Consider the following 26554-nt stretch of genomic DNA (forward strand, 5'->3'; position numbering starts at 1 on the left):
ATCACAAATAAGTCCATGCCCGCATTCGGCATGGACTTTTGTCTCTCATTGGTGCTGTACTCTGTAGTCGGATGGCGTGAGGCCCGTCACTTTTTTGAATACCCGGCTGAAATAGTTCGGATCCTTATACCCCACCTGGTAACAGACCTCCTTCATGCTGTACCGGCCGTCTTTCATCAGCTCCTTGGCTTTGTCGATCCGCAGCCGGGTCACGTAGTCGATAAAGGTTTCCCCGGTCTGCTGTTTGAATACTTTGCTGAAATAGTAAGGATTCAAGTGGACATGCTCCGCCACATCCTCGAGCGACAGCTCCTCCTGAAATCGGCCCCGGATATACAGCACCGCCCGGTCCAGCATATTGGTGGTTCGCTGCTCCCGTTCTTCACGGATTTGGCGGATCGCCAATTCAACATAGGCGCTCTCTCCGGCATCGCCGGATCCGTTGATCAGCTTCTCTGCATGCGTTCCGCCGGCGCCCGAAGTCTGCACCAGGTCTTCAAAGCGGCAGATGCCGCCCCCTTCCTGATCATACCTGGAGGCGAAAACAGCCTCGTAATAAGACCGCTTGATTCCTTCCGCCCGATTCTGGACGGTTCCGATGCCGACCGGGACGGCCATCCCGCACTGCTCCCTCAGCACATCAGCCAACCGTGTGCCGAGCTCGCGGGCGCCTTCAACTAACGCCGAGTCGCCAGTCTGCCTCGTTCCCAGCAGGAACAGGGCCATATGGCTGTGAATGAGCGAGCTGACGACCGTGCCGTAGCCGTCTTTCGGGGCTGCGTGCGCCGCAGTTTTTACGGCGTCGTACACTTTTTTCTTGGCGTCCCCCACTTCGGACAGTCCCAGCACCAAAGAACAGCCTTTGTCGACCGGGAGCTGTAAAATATCCGCCAGATGGCCTGTCTCCGTCTCATTGACATGGCCCGACATCAGATGCAGCGCGATTTCCGTCTCGGCCAGCGGCAGCAGCTGAAAGAACTGCTCGCGCACCGCGAGCTCCTCATCGCGCTTGTGCTGCTCCTCCTCCAGCTCCTGCACCAGCCGGCTTAGCACGGCAACGATCTGCTCCCTTTTGGCCGGCTTGACCAGATACTCGTGCACGCCGAGGGTGATCGCCTGCTTGGCGTATTCAAAATTTTCATAAGCGGTGATGAGTACCATTTTGGCCTGCGGATTTTGGGCTTTAATTTCTTTTAATGCCTCCAGCCCCTGAATGCCCGGCATTCTCACGTCCATCATGACGATGTGCGGGCGGTGCTCTTCCGCCTTCTGTATGGCCATCCGGCCGTTCTCCGCATGGATCGTTTCAAACGTATCCGGCATCATCCGGTTCACAATCCATTCGATACCTTCCCGCTCCAGCGCTTCATCATCGGCGATCAGCAGACGATACATGGCCGTCCTCCTTTCGTGTTTCGGCAGGGATGTTCAAAAAGACCGTCGTCCCCTTCCCGGGCTCGCTGACAATGTCAATCAAATCCTTCCTGTCATAAAACAGCTCCAGGCGCTTAAACACGTTGCGGGTTCCGAGGCCCGTCGAGTGCCCTGCGGGGTGCCGGGCTTCTCCGCCTCCCGGATCCCGCAGCCGCGGTGCGTCAGTATCCAGCAGCGACCGCCGGACCTCCTCGCTCATCCCGATCCCGTTATCGGAAATGGCAATCCGTGTTCCGCCCGGCACGGCAGAAACTGCAAGCCGAACCTCGGCCCCCTCTTCCATACCTTCGATGCCGTGCACGAACACGTTCTCCAGCAGCGGCTGAAGCGTGAGCACCGGCACAAGTACATCCAGAGCCTTCTCGTCGATGTCCGTGACGAACCGGATGCGGTCGCGAAAGCGGGCCTGCTGAATCGTAAAATACTCCTTCGCATGCTCCACCTCATCGCGGAGCGGCACTGGCCGGTCCAGCTGGCGTAGATTGTAACGCAGCAGATTGGACATCGTGACCGTGAGATCGCTCGTCTTCTCGGCCCCTTCGATCAGCGCCAGCTTGGACAGCACGTTCAGGGAATTGAACAGGAAGTGAGGATTGATCTGGTTTTGCAGCACCTCAAGCTCCAACTCCTTGACGAGCCGGTCCTTTTCCAGCCCTTCTTTTTCCTTGCGGATCAGTGATTTCAAATTGTCCTGCATCTGCACGAAAGCCTCGGACAGAATCCGAAACTCGTCGCGGCTCTTCATCACCGGCGGTTTCACCTGCAGGTTGCCGTCCGAAATTTGCCGGGCAGTCCGGACCAGCTGCCGGATCGGTCTGGTGATGCGGAGGGAGATCCAGTAAGCCAGCAGGACGCTGATCAGCGTGCTGAATATAAACAAGGCGACGCCCCATTGGTTCATCCGGTCGGTCTGCGCCAGAATGCTCCGGTAGAGGGGCTGATAATAGCTCAGCTCCTGGTCGATCAGCCGGTACGCCTCTTCCTGGATGAAACCGGCCGTCTTCTCCGCCGCCGCATAGGAGTTGGCGTACGCCAGCGGGGTCTTGCCGCTTAACGCCTGCAGGATGCCGGATTCCTGCGCAAGAAACGTCTCCAGCAGGTTGCGGTAGCTCCGTACGCTCAGCTCCGTGGTCGGAATGGCGTCCTGGGCGTTCAGTTCCGCCTGCAGCTTAAGGAGCTGACTCTGATGCTCCTGATAAATTTGCCGGCTCCGCTCGCTCCGGTCCGTCAGATACACATTGACCGCGCTTAAATTGCTGCGGGTCTCCGCATCGATTTGTTTGTATAGTAATACCCGGTCCAGCATCATATTATAGCTCTGCTGGACGGTTCGCCCGCTTTGAAAAATAAAAAACGATACGGCGTTCGTCAGGACAAATAAAGCGGGGATCACTATGAGCAGCATCCGGCGCATGTTCATGGGCCGGCCACCTCCAGCTTCAGCGCCGCCTTGTCCAAGACACTCGTCGGAATAAAATGCTCGGCCGCAAAGGACTTGCCGTGAAAGTGCTCGTTCAGGAGGCCGATCGACCGGGCCCCCATTTCTTTCGGCGACTGCACAATGGACGCCGCGATTTCGCCCTGCTCGATCCCCTGCCGGGTCATGGCCAGGTCGTCAAAGCCGTATACGCGGATTCCCGTCCTGCCCGCAGCTTGGATGCCCTCGACGATTCCGGCCGCGTCCAGGGAGCTGAAGCCGACGATCGTCTGGATGTCCGGATGCTGCTTCAGCATCGCCTCGGCCTGCTTGGCGGCGCCGATCCGCGAAATGTTGGACGCGCGGACATCCACGATGGCGAAGCCGGGAGCTGCAGAAATCACCGAGCGAAATCCCGCCAGGCGCAGCTGCATATTTTCGGCCCGCTCGCTTCCGATCATGACGCCGATTTTCCCTTTGCCGGCCGCTTCCTTCAGCACCAATTCGCCCATTCGTTTTCCCGCCCCCAGATTGTCGGTTCCGACATAGGCCAGGCGGGAGCTGCCCGGTTCGTCTGCATCCACAGTGATCACCGGGATCCCTTGCCCTGTGGCTCTTTGGATCAGCGCATCGTAGTTCGGATCCACGATTCCCTGCACGAGGATGCCGTCGGGTCCGGATGCGATCGCCCTTTCCAGCAGCCTCATCTGCTCGGCGGGATTGATGCGGATCGGGCCGGTATAATCAATCCGCATCCCCAGCTTGTCCGCCGCTTCCTCCGCCCCTTGCTCCATTTCCCGCCAGAACGGGTTGTCGAGCTCCTGGGCGATCAGCACGACATGCTTAACGGACGGATCGTCGGCCCGCTGAAGCCGGATCTGTCCGACCAAATCACCGATGGTCATGGACGCGAGGAAAAACCGGACCAGAATATACGCAAAAATGAGAACAAGTACAATCAGCCCGAAGGGCCAGATTCGTTTGAGCATGAGCATCTTCCTCCTTAGCCCAAATGAGATATATCTGTAGTGATCGGCATTTTACCGTAAATGCTCCCTGTTATAACGGCCTAATATATGGCCCTCTAACATTTTGATTTAGTATGCGGAAAACCAGCCGCCCCTATCATGGTTAAGGCATAAGTCCCGGGTGTTCCCATTACAACAGTATAGCATTTGAATGAAAAGCCGCTGAATGGTTTCCGAATATTTTCTGAACGATAAAGGAAAGAAACTTGGAAATAAAAAAGATGGCTCCCATCTAAGGAGCCATCTACCTCTCAATCGCGAATTATGGTTTCTTCGGTGCCAGCTCAACCGCCTGGCGGATCGCTTCCATCATGCTCTTCTCTTCCACGATCCCTTTGCCCGCAATGTCAAAGGCGGTGCCGTGGTCTACGCTTGTGCGGATAATCGGCAGGCCGACGGTGATGTTCACGCCTGCGTCGAGGCCGAGCACCTTGACCGGTCCGTGGCCTTGGTCATGATACATGGCAACGACAATGTCGAAGTCGCCGCGGACGGTGCGGAAGAACAGCGTGTCCGCAGGCAGAGGTCCGACCACGTTGATGCCCTCGTCCTGGGCGCGCTGCACGGCGGGTACGACTTTCTCCTCTTCCTCGCCGTAGCCGAACAGGCCGTTCTCGCCCGCATGCGGATTGATGCCGCAGACGGCGATACGCGGCTGAGCGATGCCGGACTTCGTCAGCGTCTCATGCGCCAATTGGATGACGCGGTATACGCGCTCCGGATTGATCATTTTCACCGCATCAATCAAGCCGACGTGAGTGGTGACGTGAATGACCTTGAGGTTCGGCGCCGAAAGCATCATGGAAAACTCGCTCGTTCCCGTCAGATCGGCCAAAATTTCCGTATGCCCCGGGTATTTGTGGCCGCCTTTATGCAGGGCTTCCTTGTTGAGCGGAGCGGTGCAGATCGCGTCGATCTGCTGCTTTTTCGCCAAATCGATCGCTTTAGCTAGATATTCGAACGCCGCGTGGCCGGCTTCAGCCGATACCTGTCCAAGCGGAAGGTCCTCGCTAAGCAGATTCAGATCAAGGCAGTAGACGGTGCCGTGCTCATAGTTCAGACTGCTGAGCTGGTCCTCAGTCACCGCTTCAACGTTCAGGCTGCTGTTCACATAAGCCTTGGCCCGATTCATAATTTTCGCATCCCCGATCACCAGCGGATGGCACAGGTCGTAAATCTCCTGGTTCTGCAGGCTCTTCAGAATAATTTCGGGACCAACTCCGGCTCCGTCCCCCATCGTAATACCAATGACAGCTTTGGTTTCGCTCATTTTCATTCATCCTCTCCACTCATATAGATCAACGCATTCATCAAAGAACGCTCATTACCAAATCCTCCGGCCTTCGTTACGGCCCAGTACTCTCTTGTATCCGCTCCGCCGCGCAGCTTCCCGAGCGGAAGCCCGGCCTCCACTTCGGTGCAGAGCTGCATCTGGTTCATGTTCAGCTGATTGCACACCGCCTTGGCGGTATCGCCGCCGGTCAGAACCAGGCCGTTAATGTCCTCATATGTGCCTAAAACCTCCCGGGCGATCGCCCCGAGCTCTCTGGAAATCGTCTCGCCGATTTCGGTTTTTCCGATGGAGAGCTCGGCTTCCAGCCGCTTCGTCGCTTCTCTATTGTTGACCGACGAATCGACAAACAATACAAAATGCTTCTTGTCCGCTTCCTTGGCCAAGGAAGCCATAACGTCCGGCAGAGCGTACGTGCGCTTGATCAGCTCCACCGGATCCAGTTCTACAAAATACGTGTCCGGCATCGACCGCACGTTCTCCAGCTGCTGCTTGGTCACCTGCGACAAGCTGGCGGACACGGTCAGCGTCTTGGCGACCCGGAGCCGGTCCTCCGGACGGTCAGCGGTTCGCTCCAGCTGAAGCGCCTCCGGCAGGTGCTCGATCAGGCCGGCCGAACCGGCCCATACCGTCTTTTTACCCGCCCGGGCAAAAACCTCGGCAATCTTTTGCAGATCTTCATCCGTCGCTGCGTCGCATATAAACCAGGTCCGCCCCAGTGCGGTATGTTCCTCGATCGTCTGCATCAGCCGTTCCGCCGGTCCATGCAGCTGCGCAAGGTCGATCAAGACGATGCTCTGCTGACCCGCATACGGCCGGAACAGATTCGCGATGAAGCTGTCCTTGACCGGCGTTTTGGGATCGCGACCGAATTCGGTCTCCGAGACGCGCTGCCCGTGGACATGCTGATAACCGTCAAGGGTTTGACGGTTCATCTTCGGATATGCCGGGGCAATCACGACCACTTCCGGCTGATGAACGGAAACGACGGCTGCCAGCTCGGCAGCCACGTTCCCCCGTAAGGTCGAGTCCATTTTTTTATATACTTGATGATACCCTTGCTGATAAAACAAAGTGCTTGCTTTAGAAACGTTGTCGTGTGCTTCCTGTTCGCCTGCCGCCCGGGTGTCCGTATCGATAATGGCAACATCCCCGTTCGGCTTGGCCGGAGCAGATTGGGAATCGAGATACACGGTTGACGTGATCCCGATCTTGGACAGCTGCACGCCGGCATCGTTAGCTCCCGTCAAATCATCTGCGATAATGTACATATGCTGCATGTTGAACGACTCCCTTACTTGATTCCTTGTCCGTGCCACTTACGCCTGTGAACTCCGCCGCTGCGCCCTTCTTGCGAACCAGGTCGTCAGAAGCGGGGTCAGAATCGCCGTCACAATGACGCATGCCGTTACCTGGAGCGTTGCATCCGCAGCAATGCTGCTGTAGCCGGAGTATACCGCAGCAACCGCCATCGGAACTGCCGAAGCGTTACCCGCTGTAGACGATGCCGCAATCCCGGCCACGCCGTCGCCGCCGGTCAGACGGTCGATCAGGAACAGGACGATGCCCGTGATCACGACAACACCAATCCCCAGAATGACACCAGAGAATCCGGCTTTGACCACGTTGGTCAGGTTAATGCCGGCGCCGATCGCCAGCGAAAAGAGCGGAATGATGACATCCTGTCCCTTGCTCAGGAACTCCCGCATCTTCTCATCGAGGTTTCCGAGGATCATGCCGAGCAGAAGCGGCAGAATCGCAAAGACAAACGCCATAATTGGGAAGCTGGCCAGGCCGGCAACACCGAGAATGAGCATCGTAAAGAACGGGCCGGATTCCAGCGACATGATCGAATACGCGGCGACGTCTTCCTTTTTCTTGCCGAGCTGACCCATCAGCGCCATGTACAGGCCGCCGTTGGTGTCGGAGAATGCCGCGACGATGGCCAGAGCCGACAGCCCCAGGAACAGATTGTTCTGATCCGGGAAAATCGCTTTGATCAGCAGGGCGATCAGGAAGGTCGTACCGATTTTACCTACCCAAAGGCTGACGCCCTTCTTCAAAATGTAACCGGTTGCCTGAAACCGAATCGTCGATCCTAAGCAAATATAAAAGGCGGCAAGCAGCGCGGATGTACCGGTCAATAGACCGCCTGTAAACGAGCTCTTGAATTCCGGCATATCGAATACTTGCGGAAAGAACGTCCGAATCAGGGCGCCGATCAGCAATGGGATCAACATCATCCCGCCGGGGACTTTGTCAATGGCTGCCTTTATTTTCATGGCTGTGTCATCTCCTGTGTTGTAAATTTAAACAGTTCGTTTTGTAAAAGCGATTACATAAAACGATTACATCGATTATGATAAACGTTTACAAAAAATAATGCAACACTTTTTAGCTAAATAAAATTCATTTAACCAAAAGTGTTGCATATTTAAACAATAATGAAGAATCCACTATCAGTCCTTAAGCTTTCTCCACAATGTCGACCGGTTGATGTTCAGGCGCTTCGCCGCTTTGGTCTGGTTAAAGCCCTCCTGCTCCAGCACCTTCTCAATGATCGCCTTCTCAATCTGTTCCAGCGTACCGTTCAGCAGTTCTCCGCTGATCGTTCCGGCAGCTTCGCCTTTTCGCTGCAGCAGCTGTTCGACCAAGGCGTGCTCGATGACGTATCCTTTTTCCAAAAGCACCGCCTCCTGAAGCAGCGCCCGCAGTTCCGATACGTTGCCCGGCCAGCTGTAGTCCATCAACAGGGCCAGCCCTTTGTCCGTCATTTTAATGGCCGAGGTGCCCTGCGTTTGGTTAAAATACAGCAAAAACGAGGTGACCAGCTCCCGGATATCCTCTTTTCGCTCCGCCAGCGCAGGAACATGAATCCGGACAATTCCGTCCTCATAGGCTCCCCATAAATGCTGCTCTTCAACCATCGAGAAGATGAGGGTGATTCCCTTTCCCTGAAAAGCGTCCATTCTCCGCCACAGCTCGGCCCTGAGGCTGTTATCCATCATATCGAGCGCGTGGATATGCAGCGTCTTGATCTCTGCGTCGACTTCGTCGGGCTCCAGGGCCAGCATATCGGCAGCCTGGACGGAGGCGAGCAGGCCCTCCCCGCTGAACTTGCGGTCATGAATATAACGCGCGATCAACTCCTTGCCGGCCCCCCTCGGCCCGATCAGGACGAACCGGGATGCAGAAAGGCACCGGTCGATCATCGACAAACAAGTATCCATCGCTTCGCTCTGATGAATGATCAGCGGCGGCGTGCCCGTCTTCACCTGCAGAACCGCCTCGGCCGGCGAATTCATATGGACGCGCGAAAATTCGCACACCAAATAAGCCCCATTTTCCACCGCGACCCGGGTTTTGACGATCTTCAGCGGCCTGCCTTCCGCATCGCTCGCATGGCTGGTCTCCCGGACCGCCGCCGTCTCCCGGAAAGCGTGGTGATCCAAGCCGACATGCGGAACGGGACGGGAATCGAAATGCTTCCACTGCTCGTATACGACCTGCCCGTTCTCCGACAGAACCATCACATCCCCTGCCGTGACCTGCAGCACAGCTTTGAGCCTTTCGATTTCCAGCCGGTTCTTCATCATCCACCGGGAGACGGTCTTCGCCTCCTGAAAGGCATCGAAAATCGCTTCGCGCCCGGACTGGATCAGAATACCCACAAGCCCCAGCCGGGACGCCGTTTCGAAGGTCACCACATCCCCCATAATCAGCTGGTAGCCTTCCTCCTTGAGCTTTCTGAGCAGGCTCTCCGTCTCGTCCTCGTCATGAATCGTGAAGATATCGATCGGAATTTCCAGCAAATCGATGATGGCCTTAGCGCCGAGGGTGATGGCGGGAAAGCCGACAATCGCCTTTTTCCGTGGAAAATCGTTCGCCAGCGTCAATACCCGCAGCATGTCATAGCCGGATACATGCACGTCGACGACGGGAATATCGACGGCTTCCCCGATCAGCTTGGCCGTTCCGCCGCGGCTGATGATGACGTCGACCCCTTCAGCCTCCGCCTGCTTGGCGATGGCAACCCCTTCTTGAAGATTTCCGACCCGGATCTGAAGGTCCAGATCCTTCTCTTCCGCACGGCACGTCTCGATCAAGTTTTCCATGGCTGCATATGGAGCTATAAACAGGGCTTTTATTCTCATCTGATCCCACACCTATATTCCTTTAAGATTGTAGTTCAGTCATAGCATATAATCGGGTGGTATGCAATTTTAGTCTTGTCTGCGGGTAGTTTGGTGAAGGCGACGCCAAGAAAAGGCCATTTGATGGAGGACGGAATTCAGAGCCAGCAGCTGCAGCCGCGCTTGAAAAATACGGCGCAAGCCAATGGATCAGCCTGCGCCGCAAAGTATTTTCTTCCTTTTATCTCTTTACTCTCGCTATGATATCCCGAGTACCAGAATGTGCTGCGGACCTGCCGGCCCGATCCGGGTCCGTCCCTCATCACGGAAACCCGCTTTGAGATAGACATGACGCGCGGCAGCGTTTCTCATATTAACAGCAAGGACCACTTCATCGGCCGTCGGGAAATGCTGTTTGACAAACTCCTTCAGGCCGAGCAGAGACTGCGTCGCGTACCCTTGTCCCTGATGCCTGTGATCGATGGAGAAAGCCCGCAGCAGCAGGGCATTGGGGTTGTCCGAGTATTCGCTCCGGTCTTCCCCTGCATCCAGAATGAAGAAGCCGACTGGCTCCTCATCCCCCAAAATGACGATCGGATGCCGCTCCTTCCGCTCCAGCGCGTTCTGTATGACTTCAAACGGCAATGCGGTGAATTCATGCTGCTCCTCCGGCAGCGTAAAAGCTCCAAGTCCGGCCTCGTGATCCCGGTGATATAAGGCGAGCCGGACGTTATTCATGGTGTTTTTCATCGGAGTCTCCTTGGGCCATGTCTTCATAAAGGCCGATTTTGCGATTCAGCATAGCCTCATATTTTTTAAACCGGGCCATTTGCTCCTGGACGTTGTGCCGTTGTTCCCGAAGCCGCACCAGCCGCTCCTGAATGGTGGTCGCGTGGTTGACGAATTGTTTAATGTCAGCGATGCCCATCCCCGTTTCCCGCAGGCAGCAGATAAACTCCAGCGCTTCGATATCCTTCGCTTCGTACAGGCGGATGCCGCTTTCGTTGCGCTGAACGCCCGGCATGATGCCTTCTTTTTCATAATACCGCAGCGTATGGATCGACAAACCTGTTTGGGCCGACACTTCCCCGATCGAGTAACTCATGCCTCCTAATCCCTCCCTAAGCGAAAAAGCCCACCTGACGACAGGTGAGCCATGGTTATTCGTATTATAATTCCTGCCTGGTGGGCCTTACAATGATTTCATTGACGGCCGTTTGCGGCGGCTGGGATATGGCGTAAGCAATAGCGTGAGCGATGGCCTCCGGGGTTAAGGCGATGTCCATGGAAGCTTCGATGTCCCGCTTCACTTCTTCGTTCGTAATCGTGTGCACCAGCTCGGTGTCGACGCCTCCCGGACAAATAATCGTCGTGCGGATGTTATTATGAGCTTCTTCTTGGCGCAGTGCTTCGGTGATTGCCCGAACGGCGAATTTGGTGCCTGAGTAAACCGCCCACGTTTTACGGACGATGTGCCCGGTCACCGACGCGACGTTGATGACGTGCCCCTGTCTGCGCTCCCGCATATGCGGCAGCACGGCCCCGATCCCATAGAGCACACCCTTCACGTTTACATCGATCATCCGGTCCCACTCTTCGATCTTCTTCTCGTGCAGATAAGACAGCGGCATGATCCCTGCATTATTCACCAGCACGTCGATTTGTCCGTATGTGTCAAGGGCGAGCCGGGCCAGCTCCTCCATCTGCGACTGCACGCTCACATCCGTCACTTGGTACACCGCCGTGCCTCCTTCCTGCTCAATCGCCGACTGTAGCTGCTTGAGCCGTTCTCCGCGCCTTGCTGCGAGCACCATTTGGGCTCCGCTTCGGGCGAGGACCCTGGCCGTAGCTTCTCCGATACCGCTGGAGGCTCCTGTTAAAATAACCACTTTTCCTTGCACCGCGTTCATGATCATGGGTACCATCCTTTCTTTACGGGTAAGATGGTTCCCAGTATAGGACCTTGAGCGCGCTCTAGGTCAAGGCTTTCTGTTCATAGGAAAAGACCGGTGTCTAACGCCTCGAATCCAACGGTTTAGGTTTATCCCGCTTGAATTTGGCTCCACATCGTCACCATATCGATCCAGCCGCGATGCTCTGCGATTTTTCCGTCCCTAAGGCGGTACTGGCGGTACAGCGTCACATTCATCGTCCGTCCGGTCGGTGCGGTGCCGAAGAACACGCCCTGATGGGTGCCCCGGACCGTCATTCGAACGAGAACCTTCTCATTCTCGGCGATGATTTCCTCTACCGTATACTGCTTATCCGGGAAGGCCTCCAGGATTTTGGCGGCAAACTGCTTCAACCCTTCTTTCGATTGATAGCTGAGCTCCCGGTAATCTTCAGTCGTAAACGTATCCGCTGCACTCAGATCGTTGCTGTTCCAGAACGCCTGAATAAAAGCTTCAACCACCTCGGTATTTTTTTGCTCCATCGTTGTCATAGGATCCATCTCCTCTAATTTATATTGGCCGTATCATACAGGTCATGTCAGGCACCAGTTTGCAGCTGGGGGAGCAGCGTACCGGTGTCATACCATCCGAAGCGATGAACGATCCGCCCATCGTTCACCGTGAATTCGTGGAACTGCGTGATCCGTACCGTTTTTCCCGTAGCGGGAATTCCTGCGAATATTCCGGTGTGCTTGCCCGTGATGACCACCCTTGCGATGACCTTCTCTCCCTGGACCATCACGTCATCCACTTCGTATTGCCGGTCCGTAAATGCCTCTTCCAGTTGACCGATGAATGCTTGCCCCGTTTGGCTCAGCGTCCCTGCCTTCCATGCCTCTTCGATCCATTTTACTGCCGCTTCCACCTGCTGCTGCCGCGTTGTGCTCATAGCGATCCGTCTCCTTTTTTGTTGGTCATATTCAAAATACTCCGGCGCACTCGTCTAATCGTTGCAAATTCATAATGTTACCATTTGGTCACGTGTTGTGTAAAAAAATATGCTGTCTATCCGGTTACCACTGCCGTCTCAGCTGAAAGCAGCCGGGTCATCTTTATAAATTGTTCGATAACTGTGCTGACCCTCTCTCTCACCCCTGCATCCAAAGGCGCGCCATCCGGGCCAAATTCATTCGAACCGTACCCTACGGAAATCCATTCCGGGCAATTGACGCCATGCAGGTTGCGGACGATCGTCTGCAGATGCGTCAGCGAGCTGATGCCAAGCGGCCCGCCTGCCGAGCTTACGGAAAGAACCGGCTTGCCTTCCACATGTCCCGGCGTCAAATAATCCAGGGCATTCTTCAGCGCTCCCGAGATAGATCCGTGGTATTCCGGTGTGGCCAAAATCAGCGCATCTGCATGAATGATCTCATTTTGCAGACGTACAGCCTCCGGATTTTGCCCTGCTTCCGGCGAATACAGCGGCAGCTGAAGCTCCCTCATGTCCACGAACGAAACCGTAATTCCGCTGCCGGCCAGTTGGCTTTCCAAATAACGAAGGAGCCTGGTGCTAACGGATCCCGCATCGTTGCTTCCGGCAATCAAAGTCATTTTCATTTCCTACATCCTCCTTTGGATTCCCCGGCGCTGCATCAGCACTTAAACACCTGCCGGCTGACAAACGATTTGGGGTATGATAATATGTGACTATATTGTCACTCTTGATGAAATTATAATACGTTACTATATGGTAACATGTCAAGGGCATTGCTCTACTTTTTCAATGCATGAGGTAAAGGAGGTGTTACGATTGGAGGACAATCTAATATTTAAAGCCCTCGCCGACCCCACGCGCCGCACCCTTCTGGACCTGCTGCAGGCGCATGACGGACGGACGCTGAACGACTTGTGCGCCCCGCTCGACATGTCCCGGTTCGGCGTGATGAAGCATTTGAACCTGCTGGAGGAAGCCGGACTCATTACGACCAGGAAGGTCGGCCGGGAGAAGCTGCACTACCTTAACGCCGTGCCCATCCGCCAGATATACGAACGATGGGTCAGCAAATACGCCGAACCTTGGGCGGCAGGATTAACATCACTTCAATTCGAATTGGAGCGTGAGACGCAAATGGAAACCAGACCGAAGCATGTCAACCGGATCGCCATTAAATCGAGTCCCGAGCAGGTGTGGCAGGCGATTACCGACCCGGCCAAAACGTCAAAGTTTTGGTTCAATTGTGCCATTCAATCCTCCTGGGAAATCGGCTCTTCCTTTGAACTGCTGGGCCCGGAGGGGGAAAAGAAGGTCAAGGGGGTCATCCTTGAATTGGATCGCCCGCATAAGCTGGCCGTGAGCTGGCAGTTTGTCAATCTGCCCGGTACGGAGAACGATGCGCCTTCCCGCGTCACGTGGGAGATCGCACAGCACGATGAATTACCCGGCGTCACGCTCGTTACGGCCGTCCATGACGATTTCGAACAGGCGCTCCCTACCGCGGGCGTGCTGGAGAACGGCCTGCCGCTCGTCCTTTCGGGAATGAAAACGTTCCTGGAAACAGGGTCTACGCTGGCGGATATGTAAGGAGTTTCAAAAGCATTTTCAAGGCCCAGTCGCGACTGTCTGCGAGTGGGTTTTTCGTGCGATCTGATCGACAAGCATGTTAATCCAAGCCCATAGCCGGCAAACTTCTCCGCACTTCTCTAACTTTTGTGCTTCCAAGGCGTTGTTATAAATAGATGTCAACGAGCGTCATTTATAGGCTGTGTGAACTCCACCCTGCTTATATAGCAGATAACCGATAGCGATGGAGAAGGGAGATGAAATGCTAAGATGAGTGGTGCTAGTATGATAGGTATGGGCGGCGTGGTAGCCGTCCTGATAATGTGGGGAGTTATTTTAGCAATTTTCTTTTTGCTGGTCCGGCTGGCCGTGGATAAATCCAATATGCGTACCGAGCTGCGGCATTTGCGCCGGGAGGTTCGAGAGCTGAAATCCTTGGTTCAGAACCAGCGGAACGATTCTATCAACCATGTTGAGAATTTCACCTATAACCATCCCGAAGATGATTAATAAAATAGCTTGTAAAAAAGGATGCCAGCTACAACCGGCATCCTTTTTGTTTTATTCAAACCAACGTTTCTCCGCTCGGCCTTCCCGCATTCTGCAGCAGCCACTCGTCCATCTGTTCGATATTCATCGGTTTGCCGTAGAAATATCCCTGCATCACGTTGCATCCGGATGCGCGGAGAAAATCGATCTGCTCCCTCGTTTCCACGCCCTCAGCCACCAGCTCCAGATGAAGCTTGAGCGCCATATCGATGATGGCGCCCACGATCGCCCGTTTGGAGGGTGAATCGCTTTCCCGGACAAACAGCTGATCGATCTTGATCGTGTCGATCGGAATTTGATCCAGGGATCCGAGCGAGGAATACCCCGATCCGAAATCGTCCATCGATATCCGCACCCCGATCTCGCGCAGCTCATTCAGCTGCCGGATCATATCGGGCACATCGTACAGCATCGTCGATTCGGTGATCTCCAGCTCCAGGTACCGGGCCGGAAGCCCGGTCGTCCGAAGCGCATGTTCTACCATGTACAGAAGGTGCTGGCTTTCGAACAAGCGCACAGACACATTGACCGACACGATCATCGAAGGCATGCCTTTGTCGAGCCACACCTTGTTTTGGCGGCAGGCCTCTTCCAGGATCCACCGGGTCATCGGGATAATCAGTCCGGTTTCTTCGGCGATGGGGATGAATTCATCTGGTGAGACGACGCCGAATTTGGGGTGCGGCCAGCGCATCAGCGCCTCGAGTCCGACGGGAGTATCCGTCTGGGCATCCCACTTCGGCTGATACACGACATAGAACTCCTGGCGTTCCGACGCTCCACGCATATCCTTTTCCAATTCCAGCCGGCGCAGCAGCCTTTTATCCATGTCGTCATCAAATACGCAGTACCGGTTCTTGCCGGCATTCTTGGCATTGTACATGGCCGTATCTGATGTTTTCAACAGCGACGCCCGGTCCGTTCCATGCTTGGGCGCCAGACTAATGCCAATGCTGGCCGTAATGTACAGCTCATTGCCCTGCAGGACAAACGGTCGGGTGACGACCTCCAAAATGCCGGACGCAAGCTCCTCTGCCAAGGCCTGGCCGCAGTTTTCCGCAACTACGAGAAATTCATCACCGCCTAGGCGAAATACCTTCTGGTCATCCTGCAGATACCCGCTTAGACGTCTTCCCACCTCCTGAACCAGCATGTCGCCGATGTCATGACCCAGCGTATCGTTGATCGTTTTGAATCGATCCAGGTCGATAAACAAAACGGCGGTTTCCTTCGAGGTATCGACTCCCTCGCCAAGCAGCCGGTTCAGGTCATGCCGGTTAGGCAGCCCGGTTAACGGGTCGCTGTAGGCCATTTTCTCCAACACGTGACGGTCGAAAAACATCGCTCCCCACGAAACCATCAGGATAAAAAACGTCGTGATCGTCACACCGGCCAGCAGTAAAAGGTTCATTTCCCCGGCATCGGTAGAAATAATCGCATTCGGGTTCCCGCACCAAAAATCGGCTGCCTTCATGCCGGTAAAATGCATGCCGCAAATGGCCAGTCCCATGATCAGAGCCGAAACCCACTTCCACCAGCTGACCTCGGTATGATCGCGAAAGCGGAGGAACAGCAGCAGCGCCACGTAAGAAGCCGCAAGTGCAATGGCTGCCGAGAGCAGCCAATAAGACCGGTCATAGATAATCTCAGCCGGAAGACGCATCGCGGCCATCCCGGTAGAGTGCATCGCCACGATGCCGCTGCCCATGCAGAACCCGCTCAAGGCAAACTTGCCCCAGTTCACGCCTTTGGACAGCAGCATTTGGAATGCAATAAATGACGCCACTATGCTGCACAGCATCGATAACAGCGTAATCGGAATATCGTAATTCACTGGCACGTTCAAATGGAAGGCAAGCATACCGACGAAATGCATGGACCATACCCCGCTGCCCATGACGCAGGAGCCGGCTACCAGCCACCATTTCTGCGTCCTGCCCCGCGACCTTGATATTTTGGCCGCTAAGTTGAGGGCCGAATAGGACGCAAATACGGCGATGATGAACGAGAGCATAACGATCCATAAATTATATGATTCATGTAGCAGGACGATGGGGCTCACTCCTTGTTGTCAACGCAGTAAAACTCATAGAGCAAGTATAAAGGAGCGTCCCGCCAAAACGAAAGAAGTATTTTAGCAAAATTCGCTAATTTTCGCCGCCTTCTGCACGAGTTTTACCGCCTATCGACACGGCTCTGTGACCCCGGCAGCCTGCTGTCACTCCCCAGCCGGATAGGTTTCTTGCAAATGCTTTACCGACTGCCGGATCAGCGCCTTCAGCACGTCTGCATCAATATCCGCAACCTTGTTGATATAGACGCAGCCTTTGCCGGAGGTATGCTTGCCCAAGTCCTTCAGGAGGGCTTCACGCTGTTCTTCACCAGGGGCGAAGTAGAGGCTGATTTTGGCCTTGCGGGGTGAAAAGCCGACGAGCGGCGCATCCCCTTCGTGACCTGACGCATACTTGTAATGGTACGAACCGAAGCCGATGATGCTCGGCCCCCACATTTTCGCAGGATACCCCGTCGTCTCTGTAAAAATGTCCAGCAGCCAATACGCATCCTGCTTCTTGCCGGGATGCTCCACCTGTTCGATGAAGTCGAGCACACTGTCATCGGTTTCTTTCGTTTTCAGCTCATACATGGTCACCACTCCTTTTTGCAGGAAAATAAAATGGCCTGCCCGTTTACCCGGGCAGACCAACGGAATCGGTTTATTTTACCGAATAAACCCCTTCCTTGTAGGTCAAGGTGTACACCAAACCTTCATCCGTAAGCTTTGCCGTTTGGATCCGGTCGGATACCAGACGGGTGTTCCCCTTCCCGTCAATCTTGTATATTCCAGGATCGTAGCCTTCCGACAGGTAGTAAATCGTATTCTTTCCAATGTAGTAAGAGCTTACCGGCTTGTCGCTGCGCTTGATTTCCTTGCCAGTCGCGAAGTCATATTGGTACAGGTTGCCCGGATCGTAGGAACTGCCGGCATCGTTCGAGGTATAGTACAAGCTGCCATTCAACAGCTGGGCATTCAGCACCTTTCTGGAAATCACGGTTTTTGGCTCCGCTCCATTCACGTCGGTCTTGGCCAAATAACCGGTCGCACCGTCCACATAATAAATCTGATTATCCACCATCCAGAACGGACCGGCGGCAGGAGTAAGCTTCACCTGCGTCTGGTCAGACGGGTTGACTTTGTACACCGAGCCCTCATCCTTCGGGTCGCTGTCTTTGTATCCAAGCACGTACACAAAGCCCCCTTTGACGTAAATGGCATCATTAACGCTGTAGCTGGTCCCGCCCCCGTCATGCTGCTTCCGGTTGATGGCATAAACGAATTCGTCCTGGCCGATCGCTTTATTCTCCCCAGTCTTGAGATTAACCCGGCTTAAGTTATCGACCGTTTTGCCCATAATGTTAAAATCGGCATGATACAGGAAATCACCCGATTTGACAGGACCGATTATGCTTTTGGCACCTGTCACCTCTTTCAATGAGCCATTCTGAACTCGATACAACGTCTCCGATCCAATCGTAAGATCGCCGCTGTGTAGGTTCACGTACAGCTCATTGTCAATCATCGAGACATTCTGCAGCCAGCCGTCCGACGGCTTCCAATCTGCGAGCGAGCTCACCTTCCGAACTTTATTGTTAGTCAGGTCCAAAGCATACAGAACCCCTTGGTTGCTCACCGTCGATACAAAATACAGATCGTGCCCGATGACCTTAGCACTGTGCAGTGCCGGCTCCCCCGGAATGTTAACCTGAACTTCCTTTTTGCCGTCAGCCTTCCGATATAACCGTTCTAAGGTGCCGCTGCTTTGATAGATCTGCTTATAATAGTACAGCGCGTCTCCGTATTTAGTGATCGGCGTCAGTACCTTTTCATCCGTCAACGGCTTCCGGGTGTCCTTTAGTTGGGTTAAAATGCGGTTTTTTACAGCCAGCGTTTCGGCACTCTTCTCGTCAACGACTTCGTCTCCCATCACGATCAGGCCGTCCAGCCACTGGATATTTTTGCCCAGCGCCTCCGCTGCGCTTCTTAGGGGCAGAACGACCCGGCCACCGATTTTCTGCGGAGCCACGTCCATCTTTTTGGACTCGTTATTCACCAGCATCGTCGTACTGTTCACTTTGAACTTGATCGTTTTCTTCAACCCATAGTTCACAAAAGTAACGTCATCCGGATTTTTCGCTTCCCAAATCGTTTGCCACTCACCCTGGGAGCGGAACTGCGAAGCCAGCGTTCCCATCAGGCGGATCGGCACCAGGACCCTTCCACTGCGCTGGACGATGTCATAATCACCGTAAAGGTCGGTCTTCTCCCCATTAATAAAAGCTTTTCCGTGATAATCATAAGGAATGATGACCATCTGGTCGAAGGTTTGGCTTAGAGGCTTGGGAGCCGCCTTCTCCGCGGCAAAAGCCGGTACCGCCCCGCATACCAAAGCCGCAGACAGCAGCAAACTCGTTAACTTGAATTTTGTCGACATCGAAACTTCTCCTTACCCTCATAAATTTTATCTCATTTCAGACGAACCTAGATCAATCGATCTGCCAGGGACCGCCTAGATTATAGACGTCCGGAGAAAGGAATATGTTTCTAGTTCTGTGCTAAACTCCAAAATTATGCGCCTTCGATGACCTGCTTCACCAACCGTTTGGGCGCCGCCAGCAGATACGCTTCCTTGATCAGCACGGCCAGCTCGTCCCAGTCCAGGACGGATGATTTATCCACGGAAACCCAGCCGTGGTGTCCGATATAAGGCGTTTTAACGTAGCCTTCCTGCTGCAGCAGCAGGAACTGCTCTTCCTTGGTCGATTTGAACGAAAGGCTCGGAACGCCCTCGTTCTCCCCCATCATGACAAACGTTTTGCCTCTGACTTTCATGACGTTGTGGCCAAAGCCGTCAACAATCTCCTCCACCTCCGGCAGCGGACGGCAGATGCCCCTCACCCGCTCCAGCATGTCCAAGCCCTGCATTGACTTCATCCCAAGCCGCCTCCTTATCTTCTCCGATACAGGTCCATCGTTTTATAGCCCGCTGCCAGAGCCGTTTTCATATCCTCGCGCCGCTTCTCCCGGGTCTCCTCTTGTACCGCGCTGTAAATGTACCGGGCCCAATCCCGGCGGTATCCCGGCGTGAGGGACTGGTAGAAGACAAGCACCTCCGGAGAATCCTGCAGATCCTTCTCCACCTCCGGAATCAAGGCTTCATAATCGCCAACGGATTGGCTCGGTTTGGAGGACGGCTGCTTTTTGCTTGGCTTCTCCGCTTTGAGGCCGACGACCGTAAACACGTCGTTCAATCCGACCATACGCGCAAATTTGATGCTGCTAGTCCCAATAAATCCATTCTCATCCGCGCCTAACCCTTCCAGAAGCTCGTCCCTGTGGATATAGGTGGAGTACACCTTGTTTCCCTTTTTCGGATATGCTGCGTACAAATATCCCCCTTCGTTCAGATGATTGCCGTCAATCACCTTCCGCACAAGCCCTTGCAGAGACTCCATATCGAGCACAAAGGCGAAAATCAGATCGTAACCGCCGTCCTTCAGCTCGGTATCATACGACTCCAGACCGGCCAGTAGATCCTCCCCTTCCGGTTGATGCAGTACCGCCGTCTTATTATATTTTTGCAGGTTCAACTTCTCCACGATTGTTTTCGCCATTCCCAAGGACCTCCGTAAATCAATCTACTATATTTAATATTCTGTACTTTTTTCGTATATAGTAAAGCGAACATTCGGGGAAAAAGCAACCTCCCATCGGCAGCGCCCAGCCACACCACGGCAAAAAGAACCCCCATTAAAAATGGGGGCTCTGCGTTACCCGTGCATATCACCGCATATTCTCGTTACTTCGTGCCGGTCATTAAATCGAGGATGTGCCTGTAGCAGCATTATCCGAGCTGCCGGAGCCCGACGTTCCGGACTGTCCGGTACTGCTTGTTCCGCTGCCGGACGCGCTGCCACTGGAGTTACCGGATGTGCTGCCGCTGGTACCGGAGGCGCCGCTTTGACTGCTCGTGCCCGATCCGCTGCCGTTCGCTCCTCCTCTGCCTCCCGGACCCCGGCCTCCGCCGAAGCCGCCGCCAAATCCACCGCCGCCAGTGGTTACGCCGGACTCGTTCACATACGTGACCGTGTCACCGAGCTTGAAGCTGACGACCTTCGTGCCGCCGGTCAGCTTGCCGCCCGTGTACAAGCCGTCCTTCAACGTGCCTGTCGAGGTGCCGCCCGTGTAGATGGCGTAGGTTTCTTCGGACTTCAGATCCGGCGTGGAAATGACGATGGTCTGGATGTCTTTAGCCGGTGCAAAGCTCAGGACCGGTGTGCCTGCGCTGTCGGTCATTGTCACGAGCGTACCCGCCTTCACTGTGCTCGGGAACGTCATGAGCACCGAGCGCTGCGACGAGCCTTCCGATGGCGCTTGGGCCATGCCGGCGCTGCCCGCGGCAACCAGCAGACCGCCGGACTGCTCGAACGTACCGTCATAATCAAGGGCGCCGTTGCCGCCCGATGTCGGACCATTCACGATCGCGGTGCCTCCGGTCATCGTGATGGAGCCGTTGGCGTCCAGACCGTCGCCTTGCGCATTCACCGTCAGGTAGCCGCCGCTGATCGTCAGCTGTGCGGTGCCGGCGCTTCCGCCAGGGCCGCCAGGCATCCCTTGGCCATCCGGACGCTGCTGGGCGACGTTTTGGTCAGCCGAGCCGCTTTGCACCGCCTGGCTGCCCGCATTCGCCTGCGCATCGGACTGCGCCGAGCCCGTACCGGACGACGAGCTGCTGCCCGTTTGCGCAGACGTTCCGGACTGCGCCTGATCGCCCGTCTGTCCTTGGCTGCCGGCCGCTTGATCCGGCGCCTGTCCCGGCATGCCTGCCGGCGGTTGTCCGCCGAACATGCCGCCCGGGCCTTCCGAGCTGCCGCTGCCGTCGGAAGCATTCACGCCGTCATCGCTCGCGACGACGTTCACTTCGCCGCCGGAGATGCTGATATCCGCGGCCTCCATACCTTCGTAGCTGTTCTTGATGTTCACTTTGCCGCCGGAAATAACGATCGATACATCGCCGTGAATGCCGTCATCACCGGTCGTGAGATCCAGCTGACCGCCGGAAACGAGGACGCTGCCATTGCTGTGCACCGTATCGTCCGCCGAGTCGATCGTGAACGTGCCGCCCGAAACGGCGATGCCTGCCTCTGCCTTGAGCCCTTTCGAACTCGTGGACTCGCTTTCCTCATCCTCCGTCTGCGCCGCATCCGCGTCTGTTCCACTGCTGCTGTTCGTAATCGCAGCGGTGTCATCCTTCACCTGGGATGCGGAATCCTTAGCCGATGCCGATGCCGATGCCTCGTCGCCGCTGGTCGAATCCGCAGCCGCGCCGCTGTCTGTGCCTTGGGCACCGGACTCACCTCCCTGTCCGTCCGCTCCTGACTGGCCGCCGAAACCAGGGCGCTGCATCGGCATTTCTTCCTCATGCGGCTCGGCGTTCGCGCTGCCGCCGCCGGTCACGACATCATAGGTACCGCCGGCGATCAGCAGAGAAGCCGCCGCCTGGAAGCCGTCGCTGCCGGATTCAACATGGAACGTGCCGTCCTCGATAAGCAAATACCCTTTATCGGTCTTGTCCCCGTCATAAGTCGTCTTGAAGCCGTCCCCGCCGGCGTTAATGTTGATCGTGCCCGCTTTGACGGCGGCCAGATCGCGGCCGACGATGCCGTCGTCGGCTGCGTTGACGCTCAGCATGCCGCTGACGATTTTCAGATCGTCTTTGCTGGTGATGCCGTCCTTGTAATTCCCCTGCACGGTCAGCTGGCCGGTGCCATTAATCGTCAGATCGTCCTGGCTGAACAGGGCCGCCGTCGGCGCCTCATCGGACGTATCCGCATACTTCGTGCCGTCCGACAGTGTGTTCTGCGTCCCTTCCGGCAGCGTCAGCACCGTTTTGCCGGCTTGCTTAACCTGGATCGCCGGGCTGTCCGAGCTCGCGATTTGCGCTCCGTTCAGCACCAAACGCACGACGTCATCTTTTCCTGCATCGACCACAATACTGCCGCCTTGCAGCCTGCCGCTGATCACATACGTTCCGGCCGAGGATATGGTTACATCGCCTCCGCTGGACTTTGCGCCTGCTCCCGTCACGGTCGCGTCCGTCCCGTTCAGCTTGATGACCGTGGAGTCACCGGCTGACCAATCTACCGTGGTATCGTCGGCGTCATACTCCACCAGATCATTGATTTTCAGGCTGGCCAGCTTCGCGTTCGCTTCGCTCGCATTCACCGTCGTCGTTTCCGTCGCCTCGGCCGCCGTGCCGTCCACCGCTGTCGTCGTATTGCTCGCCGCATTGGTCGTGCACCCGGAGGCCAGCATGGCCGACAGGATCAGAATCGCGGCAAATTTTGTTTTATAGGAATGTTTCATCGGATCAACCTCGTTTCGTTTCATATTCCTGCACCGCAGGGTTCATCGTCAGCGTAATGTCCAGATTGCCGTTGCGGGTCCGGATCGCGTCCAGAAATTCTTTCTGGTTCGTCTGCGGCCCCATTTTCACCGTGTAGACCACCTCATAGAGGCTGCCGAGCTCGGTGGTCTTGACCTTTTTCAGCTCATACTCGACATTGTGCTTGCGGAAAATCTCCTCAAATGCCTCCTCGTAACCGAGGTTTTCAGGAATGGTCACCTTGAGCGTTTTGAACGCGTCTTTGCGGGTGCCGAATTTAATCAGCTTCAAAACATACATCAGCGCGCAGAGGATCACTGTAAACAGAACCGCATACCCAAAGGCACCAACACCGGCGGATAACCCTGCCGCCATCGAGAACAGAACATAGGAAATGTCCTTCGAATCTCCCGGCGCACTCCGGAACCGGATGATCGAGAAGGCGCCGGCCAGGCTGAACGCCCGGGCGATATTGCTGCCAATCAGCATAATAATGATGGCTACGATCGCCGGCAGCACCATCATCGTTAGGGTGAAGCTCGGCGAATAGGCAGGCTGTGTTTTCATGTAAGTGAAGCTGATAATGGCACCCAGCACGATGGCGATAGCCAGCGTCAAAAGCGCATGAGATAACGATAAGGTCGTGTCCGCAGCGGACGAATTCAAAATAGAATCGATCATAAAACAACTCTCTCCCTTTCCACAACTGGTGCATTAGCATGGCGTATCGATTTCTTATACTCGTTCCCGTATTTGGAGAAGCTTGTACGGTACATCTGATGCTCGGAGAGCATTTTGGACAGCCAGACCGGAACGGTCTTCTCGGCCTTGACCTCCATCAGCCACTGTCCCCGCTCCATGAGCTGATCCCCGTAATCCCCGGCCTCTAGTGCAAGATCGTAACGCCGCGAGCGGATGTTGGTGTCGAAGGTAATCCGCAGATCCCGGTTCCCCTTACAGAACAAGGCAATGCGGTCGTATGCCAGATACACCATCGGTTTCAACTCGTACCGGCTCAGAAAATACTCGATTTCGCTGACCACCTGGCGGTTCATGCCCTTCCGGAACTCCGGCGGCACCCCTGTCCGGACGAATTCGTATGCCTCATGAAGCTTGAGCGAAGTTCTTCTTTTGTTCACCAGGCCGAACACCTTCTTCTTCAGCTCCAGATATACTTTGGCATCGCTCTCCGGCACGCCGTACGACCGGATCCGCAGCTTTTCCCGGTACTTGGGCTTGGCCAAACTCGTTCGGATGAGCGTATGATGCTCCGTATCGTAGTACAAGTTGCTGATGGTGTAGAACTTGTTATCCTTGTTGTTTTCATCCGGTTCCATATATGCCATCAGGTCGTTGTAAATGTTGTAAAAAGCCTTGGTGTCCATCAGATACTTGTTCTCATACCGGTTAAACACTTCAATAGCCATCGTCATGTCGCTCCTTTCGTTTATACAGGTTCACCCGGGCTCATCGCCCTTCATGTTTGTAGCTTAATGGCTTAACCTTTAACGAATCTTAAACATTGCGGTAACATTCCGTTTACACGCCGATTACAAAACAAGCTCACCATTGTACAATAAGGGACAAGCGAAGGAGCTGAGGTTCAGGTCCGCCCGGCCGCAGCCCAAAAGGCTGCAATTCAAGGCGTTAAAGGTTGATTAAAGGTTCGCTTCTTATAATTAAGGGACAATAACGCTGCACTAGAGGTATGAAGGAGATTACGATCATGCGGATATTAATTGTGGAAGACGAGGTTAACCTGGCCGAGGCACTGACCCAGATTTTGAAGAAAAACCATTACTCCGTCGATGCCGTCCACGACGGCCAGACGGGACTGGATAACGCCCTCAGCGGGATCTATGATCTGCTGCTGCTCGACATCATGCTGCCGGGGATGGACGGAATTACGCTGCTGAAGACGATCCGGGCCGAAGGCATTGCAACGCCGGTCATTATGCTTACCGCCAAGGGCGAAATTTCGGACACGATTACGGGGCTGGACTGCGGAGCTGACGATTATGTCGCCAAGCCGTTCTCGACGGGCGAGCTGCTTGCCCGGATCCGGGCGGCGCTGCGCCGCAAAGGCGAAGTCGTCCCCGAGGACGGCCTGAAATTCGGGGATATCGAGCTGAACACGTCCACGCTCAAGCTGAGCTGCAACGGGAAGGAGCTGAAGCTGATTTTGAAGGAGTGCGAGCTGCTCGAACTGCTGATGCTGCGAAAGTCGGCGGTGACGTCCAAGGAGCAGATGATCGAGAAGCTGTGGGGTTTTGATTCCGATGCGGAGCACAATAACGTGGAAGTGTATATTTCGTTTTTGCGGAAAAAGCTGGCGTTCCTGAACGCCTCGGTGCGGATCAGCACGATCCGGGGCGTCGGCTATGTATTGGAGGCGACTTCTTAATGTTCAAGAAGCTGCGCAACCGGTTCCTGCTGATGAACATGGTCATCATCACCATCATCATGCTGGTCGCCTTTGCCACGATTTACGTCATTACCTATCAAAACGTGCGCCGCGACATCGGCATGGAACTGGAGCGCGTCTCGGAGTTTTATCACAAGGACGGCGGGCCCGGAAAGCAAAGCCCGGGGAAAGGCTCCGGGCAGGGCGGGGCTTCGCTGGCGCAGACCGGTAGCGGCGGCAAAACGGGCAGCCTGTCCGGCACGGGCGGCAGCGCCGCACAGATCCAGGGATCCGGAGGCATCGGTGGAGAGCTGCCTGCCACGGGAGATACCGATCTACGCCACCCCCGGGAAGGCGGGCAGATCCCCCCGCCGGAACTGTCGGTATCCTTCGAGCTGAAGACCGACCGGGAGTGGAATCTCCTGTCCAAGAACACGAGGTTTGATATGGAGGATACATTCTATGAGACGGCCAAGGAAGAGGCGGCTTCCAAGCCCGTCCGCAACGCCCAGTTCACCCTCGAAGGAACGCGATGGGCTTACAGCGTGCAGCAGAATCCCAGCGGCTATTCCATCGTATTCCTGGACGTGACGGCACAGCTGAAAATCATCACCAACCTGATCTACACCTTTTCCATCGTGGCGCTGGTCATGCTGGCGGTTATCTATCTGACGAGCCGATATTTCGCCAACCGGTCCATCGAACCGGTCCGCGAAGCCTTCGACAAGCAGAAGCAGTTTATCGCAGACGCCTCACATGAGCTGAAGACGCCGCTTGCGGTCATCAACACGAACGCTGATGTCCTTCTGGCCAACAGTGACGAGACGATCCGGTCGCAGTCGAAATGGCTCCAGCATATCAAATCGGAGACCGAGCGCATGAAGACGCTCACGAACGATCTCCTGTACCTGACTCAGATGGACGATGCGCGGGGCCATATGATCTTCGTGCCGTTTGATCTCAGCGAAGCCGTCGAAAGCGTCATTCTTACGATGGAAGCGGTCATATTCGAAAAAGAGCTGTCCTTCACTTACGATATCGAGCCGCGTCTGACTGTGACCGGCAGCAGTGAGCAGATCAAGCAGGTCGTCATGATCCTGCTGGACAACGCCGTCAAATATACCAATCCACGGGGCTCGATCCATCTGAGCCTGAAGAAGCAGCATAACCATCTGCTGCTGCGGGTAACGAATACGGGCGAGGGCATCGCCCCTGAGCATTTAGACAACATCTTCGACCGGTTCTACCGCGTCGACGCCTCCCGCTCCCGCAAGCACGGCGGATATGGCCTTGGCCTGGCGATCGCCAAATCGATCGTCGAGCAGCATAAAGGGAAAATATCCGTGAAGAGCGTGCCGAACGAGAAAACGACGTTTGATGTGCAGCTGGGGTGAGCAGTACAGCC

General features: G+C 55.3%; 25 protein-coding genes. 4 read left to right on the forward strand and 21 right to left on the reverse strand.

What is annotated here, in order from left to right; translation table 11 throughout:
- Nucleotides 1-45: 45 nt before the first annotated feature.
- The 13 genes from KI379_RS28530 to KI379_RS28590 all read right to left on the reverse strand — a co-directional run bounded on the left by KI379_RS28530 (nucleotide 46) and on the right by KI379_RS28590 (nucleotide 12812).
- Complete coding sequence (locus KI379_RS28530; protein ID WP_212985686.1) at nucleotides 46-1395, reverse strand: AraC family transcriptional regulator; 1350 nt, start codon at nucleotides 1393-1395, stop codon at nucleotides 46-48.
- Nucleotides 1370-2854: a sensor histidine kinase gene (locus KI379_RS28535; protein WP_212985687.1), complete on the reverse strand. Its 1485-nt coding sequence runs from the start codon at nucleotides 2852-2854 to the stop codon at nucleotides 1370-1372. The genes KI379_RS28530 and KI379_RS28535 overlap by 26 nt, the downstream gene beginning before the upstream one ends.
- Entirely contained in the window at nucleotides 2851-3840 is a 990-nt protein-coding gene (locus tag KI379_RS28540; protein ID WP_212985688.1) for a sugar-binding protein, read from the reverse strand. The genes KI379_RS28535 and KI379_RS28540 overlap by 4 nt, the downstream gene beginning before the upstream one ends.
- A 301-nt stretch (nucleotides 3841-4141) precedes the next feature.
- The gene (gene pdxA / locus KI379_RS28545) at nucleotides 4142-5149 is read right to left on the reverse strand and encodes a 4-hydroxythreonine-4-phosphate dehydrogenase PdxA (protein ID WP_145140082.1); all 1008 of its coding nucleotides are present in this window, start codon (nucleotides 5147-5149) and stop codon (nucleotides 4142-4144) included.
- Between the two features lie 2 nt (nucleotides 5150-5151).
- Nucleotides 5152-6450 carry a four-carbon acid sugar kinase family protein gene (locus tag KI379_RS28550; protein WP_212985689.1) on the reverse strand — a complete coding sequence of 433 codons (1299 nt, stop codon included), beginning with the start codon at nucleotides 6448-6450 and terminating at the stop codon, nucleotides 5152-5154.
- A gap of 39 nt (nucleotides 6451-6489) precedes the next feature.
- Nucleotides 6490-7452: a 2-keto-3-deoxygluconate permease gene (locus KI379_RS28555; protein WP_076172238.1), complete on the reverse strand. Its 963-nt coding sequence runs from the start codon at nucleotides 7450-7452 to the stop codon at nucleotides 6490-6492.
- Nucleotides 7453-7629: 177 nt separating this feature from the next.
- On the reverse strand, nucleotides 7630-9324 hold the full coding sequence (locus KI379_RS28560) for a sigma-54-dependent transcriptional regulator (RefSeq protein WP_212985690.1): 1695 nt from the start codon (nucleotides 9322-9324) through the stop codon (nucleotides 7630-7632).
- 237 nt (nucleotides 9325-9561) lie between these two features.
- Nucleotides 9562-10053, reverse strand: a complete 492-nt coding sequence (locus tag KI379_RS28565; RefSeq protein WP_212985691.1) for a GNAT family N-acetyltransferase — start codon at nucleotides 10051-10053, stop codon at nucleotides 9562-9564.
- On the reverse strand, nucleotides 10034-10408 hold the full coding sequence (locus KI379_RS28570) for a MerR family transcriptional regulator (protein WP_076172242.1): 375 nt from the start codon (nucleotides 10406-10408) through the stop codon (nucleotides 10034-10036). Before KI379_RS28570 ends, KI379_RS28565 begins: the two co-directional genes overlap by 20 nt.
- A gap of 64 nt (nucleotides 10409-10472) precedes the next feature.
- Nucleotides 10473-11213 (reverse strand): SDR family oxidoreductase, encoded by a 741-nt coding sequence (locus KI379_RS28575; RefSeq protein WP_212985785.1) that lies wholly within the window; start codon nucleotides 11211-11213, stop codon nucleotides 10473-10475.
- A gap of 131 nt (nucleotides 11214-11344) precedes the next feature.
- Nucleotides 11345-11746, reverse strand: coding sequence for an ester cyclase (locus tag KI379_RS28580; protein WP_076172244.1), 402 nt, complete (start codon nucleotides 11744-11746; stop codon nucleotides 11345-11347).
- A 47-nt stretch (nucleotides 11747-11793) separates the two neighbouring features.
- Entirely contained in the window at nucleotides 11794-12144 is a 351-nt protein-coding gene (locus tag KI379_RS28585) for an ester cyclase (RefSeq protein WP_089549548.1), read from the reverse strand.
- Nucleotides 12145-12260: 116 nt separating this feature from the next.
- The gene (locus KI379_RS28590) at nucleotides 12261-12812 is read right to left on the reverse strand and encodes an NADPH-dependent FMN reductase (protein ID WP_076172248.1); all 552 of its coding nucleotides are present in this window, start codon (nucleotides 12810-12812) and stop codon (nucleotides 12261-12263) included.
- 193 nt (nucleotides 12813-13005) lie between these two features.
- Here KI379_RS28590 and KI379_RS28595 point away from each other — a divergent pair, with 193 nt between their 5' ends.
- Together KI379_RS28595 and KI379_RS28600 are read left to right on the forward strand one after the other, a co-directional pair.
- Nucleotides 13006-13776, forward strand: a complete 771-nt coding sequence (locus KI379_RS28595; protein WP_244879483.1) for an ArsR/SmtB family transcription factor — start codon at nucleotides 13006-13008, stop codon at nucleotides 13774-13776.
- A gap of 249 nt (nucleotides 13777-14025) precedes the next feature.
- Entirely contained in the window at nucleotides 14026-14265 is a 240-nt protein-coding gene (locus KI379_RS28600) for a hypothetical protein (RefSeq protein ID WP_212985693.1), read from the forward strand.
- 55 nt (nucleotides 14266-14320) lie between these two features.
- Here KI379_RS28600 and KI379_RS28605 read toward each other — a convergent pair whose 3' ends face one another.
- From KI379_RS28605 to KI379_RS28640, 8 genes are all read right to left on the reverse strand, one after another.
- A complete protein-coding gene (locus KI379_RS28605) occupies nucleotides 14321-16366 on the reverse strand; it encodes a bifunctional diguanylate cyclase/phosphodiesterase (protein ID WP_373309623.1) in 2046 nt (681 codons plus the stop codon).
- Between the two features lie 156 nt (nucleotides 16367-16522).
- Nucleotides 16523-16948 (reverse strand): DUF1801 domain-containing protein, encoded by a 426-nt coding sequence (locus KI379_RS28610; protein WP_192716854.1) that lies wholly within the window; start codon nucleotides 16946-16948, stop codon nucleotides 16523-16525.
- 70 nt (nucleotides 16949-17018) lie between these two features.
- Nucleotides 17019-18794 (reverse strand): DUF5050 domain-containing protein, encoded by a 1776-nt coding sequence (locus KI379_RS28615; RefSeq protein WP_212985694.1) that lies wholly within the window; start codon nucleotides 18792-18794, stop codon nucleotides 17019-17021.
- A 134-nt stretch (nucleotides 18795-18928) separates the two neighbouring features.
- On the reverse strand, nucleotides 18929-19294 hold the full coding sequence (locus tag KI379_RS28620) for an MmcQ/YjbR family DNA-binding protein (RefSeq protein ID WP_212985695.1): 366 nt from the start codon (nucleotides 19292-19294) through the stop codon (nucleotides 18929-18931).
- 14 nt (nucleotides 19295-19308) lie between these two features.
- The gene (locus tag KI379_RS28625; protein ID WP_212985696.1) at nucleotides 19309-19974 is read right to left on the reverse strand and encodes a YdeI/OmpD-associated family protein; all 666 of its coding nucleotides are present in this window, start codon (nucleotides 19972-19974) and stop codon (nucleotides 19309-19311) included.
- 202 nt (nucleotides 19975-20176) lie between these two features.
- Nucleotides 20177-22726 (reverse strand): carbohydrate-binding domain-containing protein, encoded by a 2550-nt coding sequence (locus KI379_RS28630; RefSeq protein ID WP_212985697.1) that lies wholly within the window; start codon nucleotides 22724-22726, stop codon nucleotides 20177-20179.
- Nucleotides 22727-22730: 4 nt separating this feature from the next.
- Entirely contained in the window at nucleotides 22731-23426 is a 696-nt protein-coding gene (locus KI379_RS28635) for a DUF4956 domain-containing protein (RefSeq protein ID WP_212985698.1), read from the reverse strand.
- On the reverse strand, nucleotides 23423-24172 hold the full coding sequence (locus tag KI379_RS28640; RefSeq protein WP_116233271.1) for a polyphosphate polymerase domain-containing protein: 750 nt from the start codon (nucleotides 24170-24172) through the stop codon (nucleotides 23423-23425). The genes KI379_RS28635 and KI379_RS28640 overlap by 4 nt, the downstream gene beginning before the upstream one ends.
- A gap of 299 nt (nucleotides 24173-24471) precedes the next feature.
- Here KI379_RS28640 and KI379_RS28645 point away from each other — a divergent pair, with 299 nt between their 5' ends.
- Both KI379_RS28645 and KI379_RS28650 read left to right on the forward strand, forming a co-directional pair.
- Nucleotides 24472-25149 carry a response regulator transcription factor gene (locus KI379_RS28645; RefSeq protein WP_076172272.1) on the forward strand — a complete coding sequence of 226 codons (678 nt, stop codon included), beginning with the start codon at nucleotides 24472-24474 and terminating at the stop codon, nucleotides 25147-25149.
- Nucleotides 25149-26543, forward strand: coding sequence for a sensor histidine kinase (locus KI379_RS28650; protein ID WP_212985699.1), 1395 nt, complete (start codon nucleotides 25149-25151; stop codon nucleotides 26541-26543). The genes KI379_RS28645 and KI379_RS28650 overlap by 1 nt, the downstream gene beginning before the upstream one ends.
- The last annotated feature ends 11 nt before the right edge of the window (nucleotides 26544-26554 follow it).

The organism is Paenibacillus cineris, from assembly GCF_018333335.1.
GTDB classification, from domain to species: Bacteria; Bacillota; Bacilli; order Paenibacillales; family Paenibacillaceae; genus Paenibacillus_AQ; species Paenibacillus_AQ favisporus.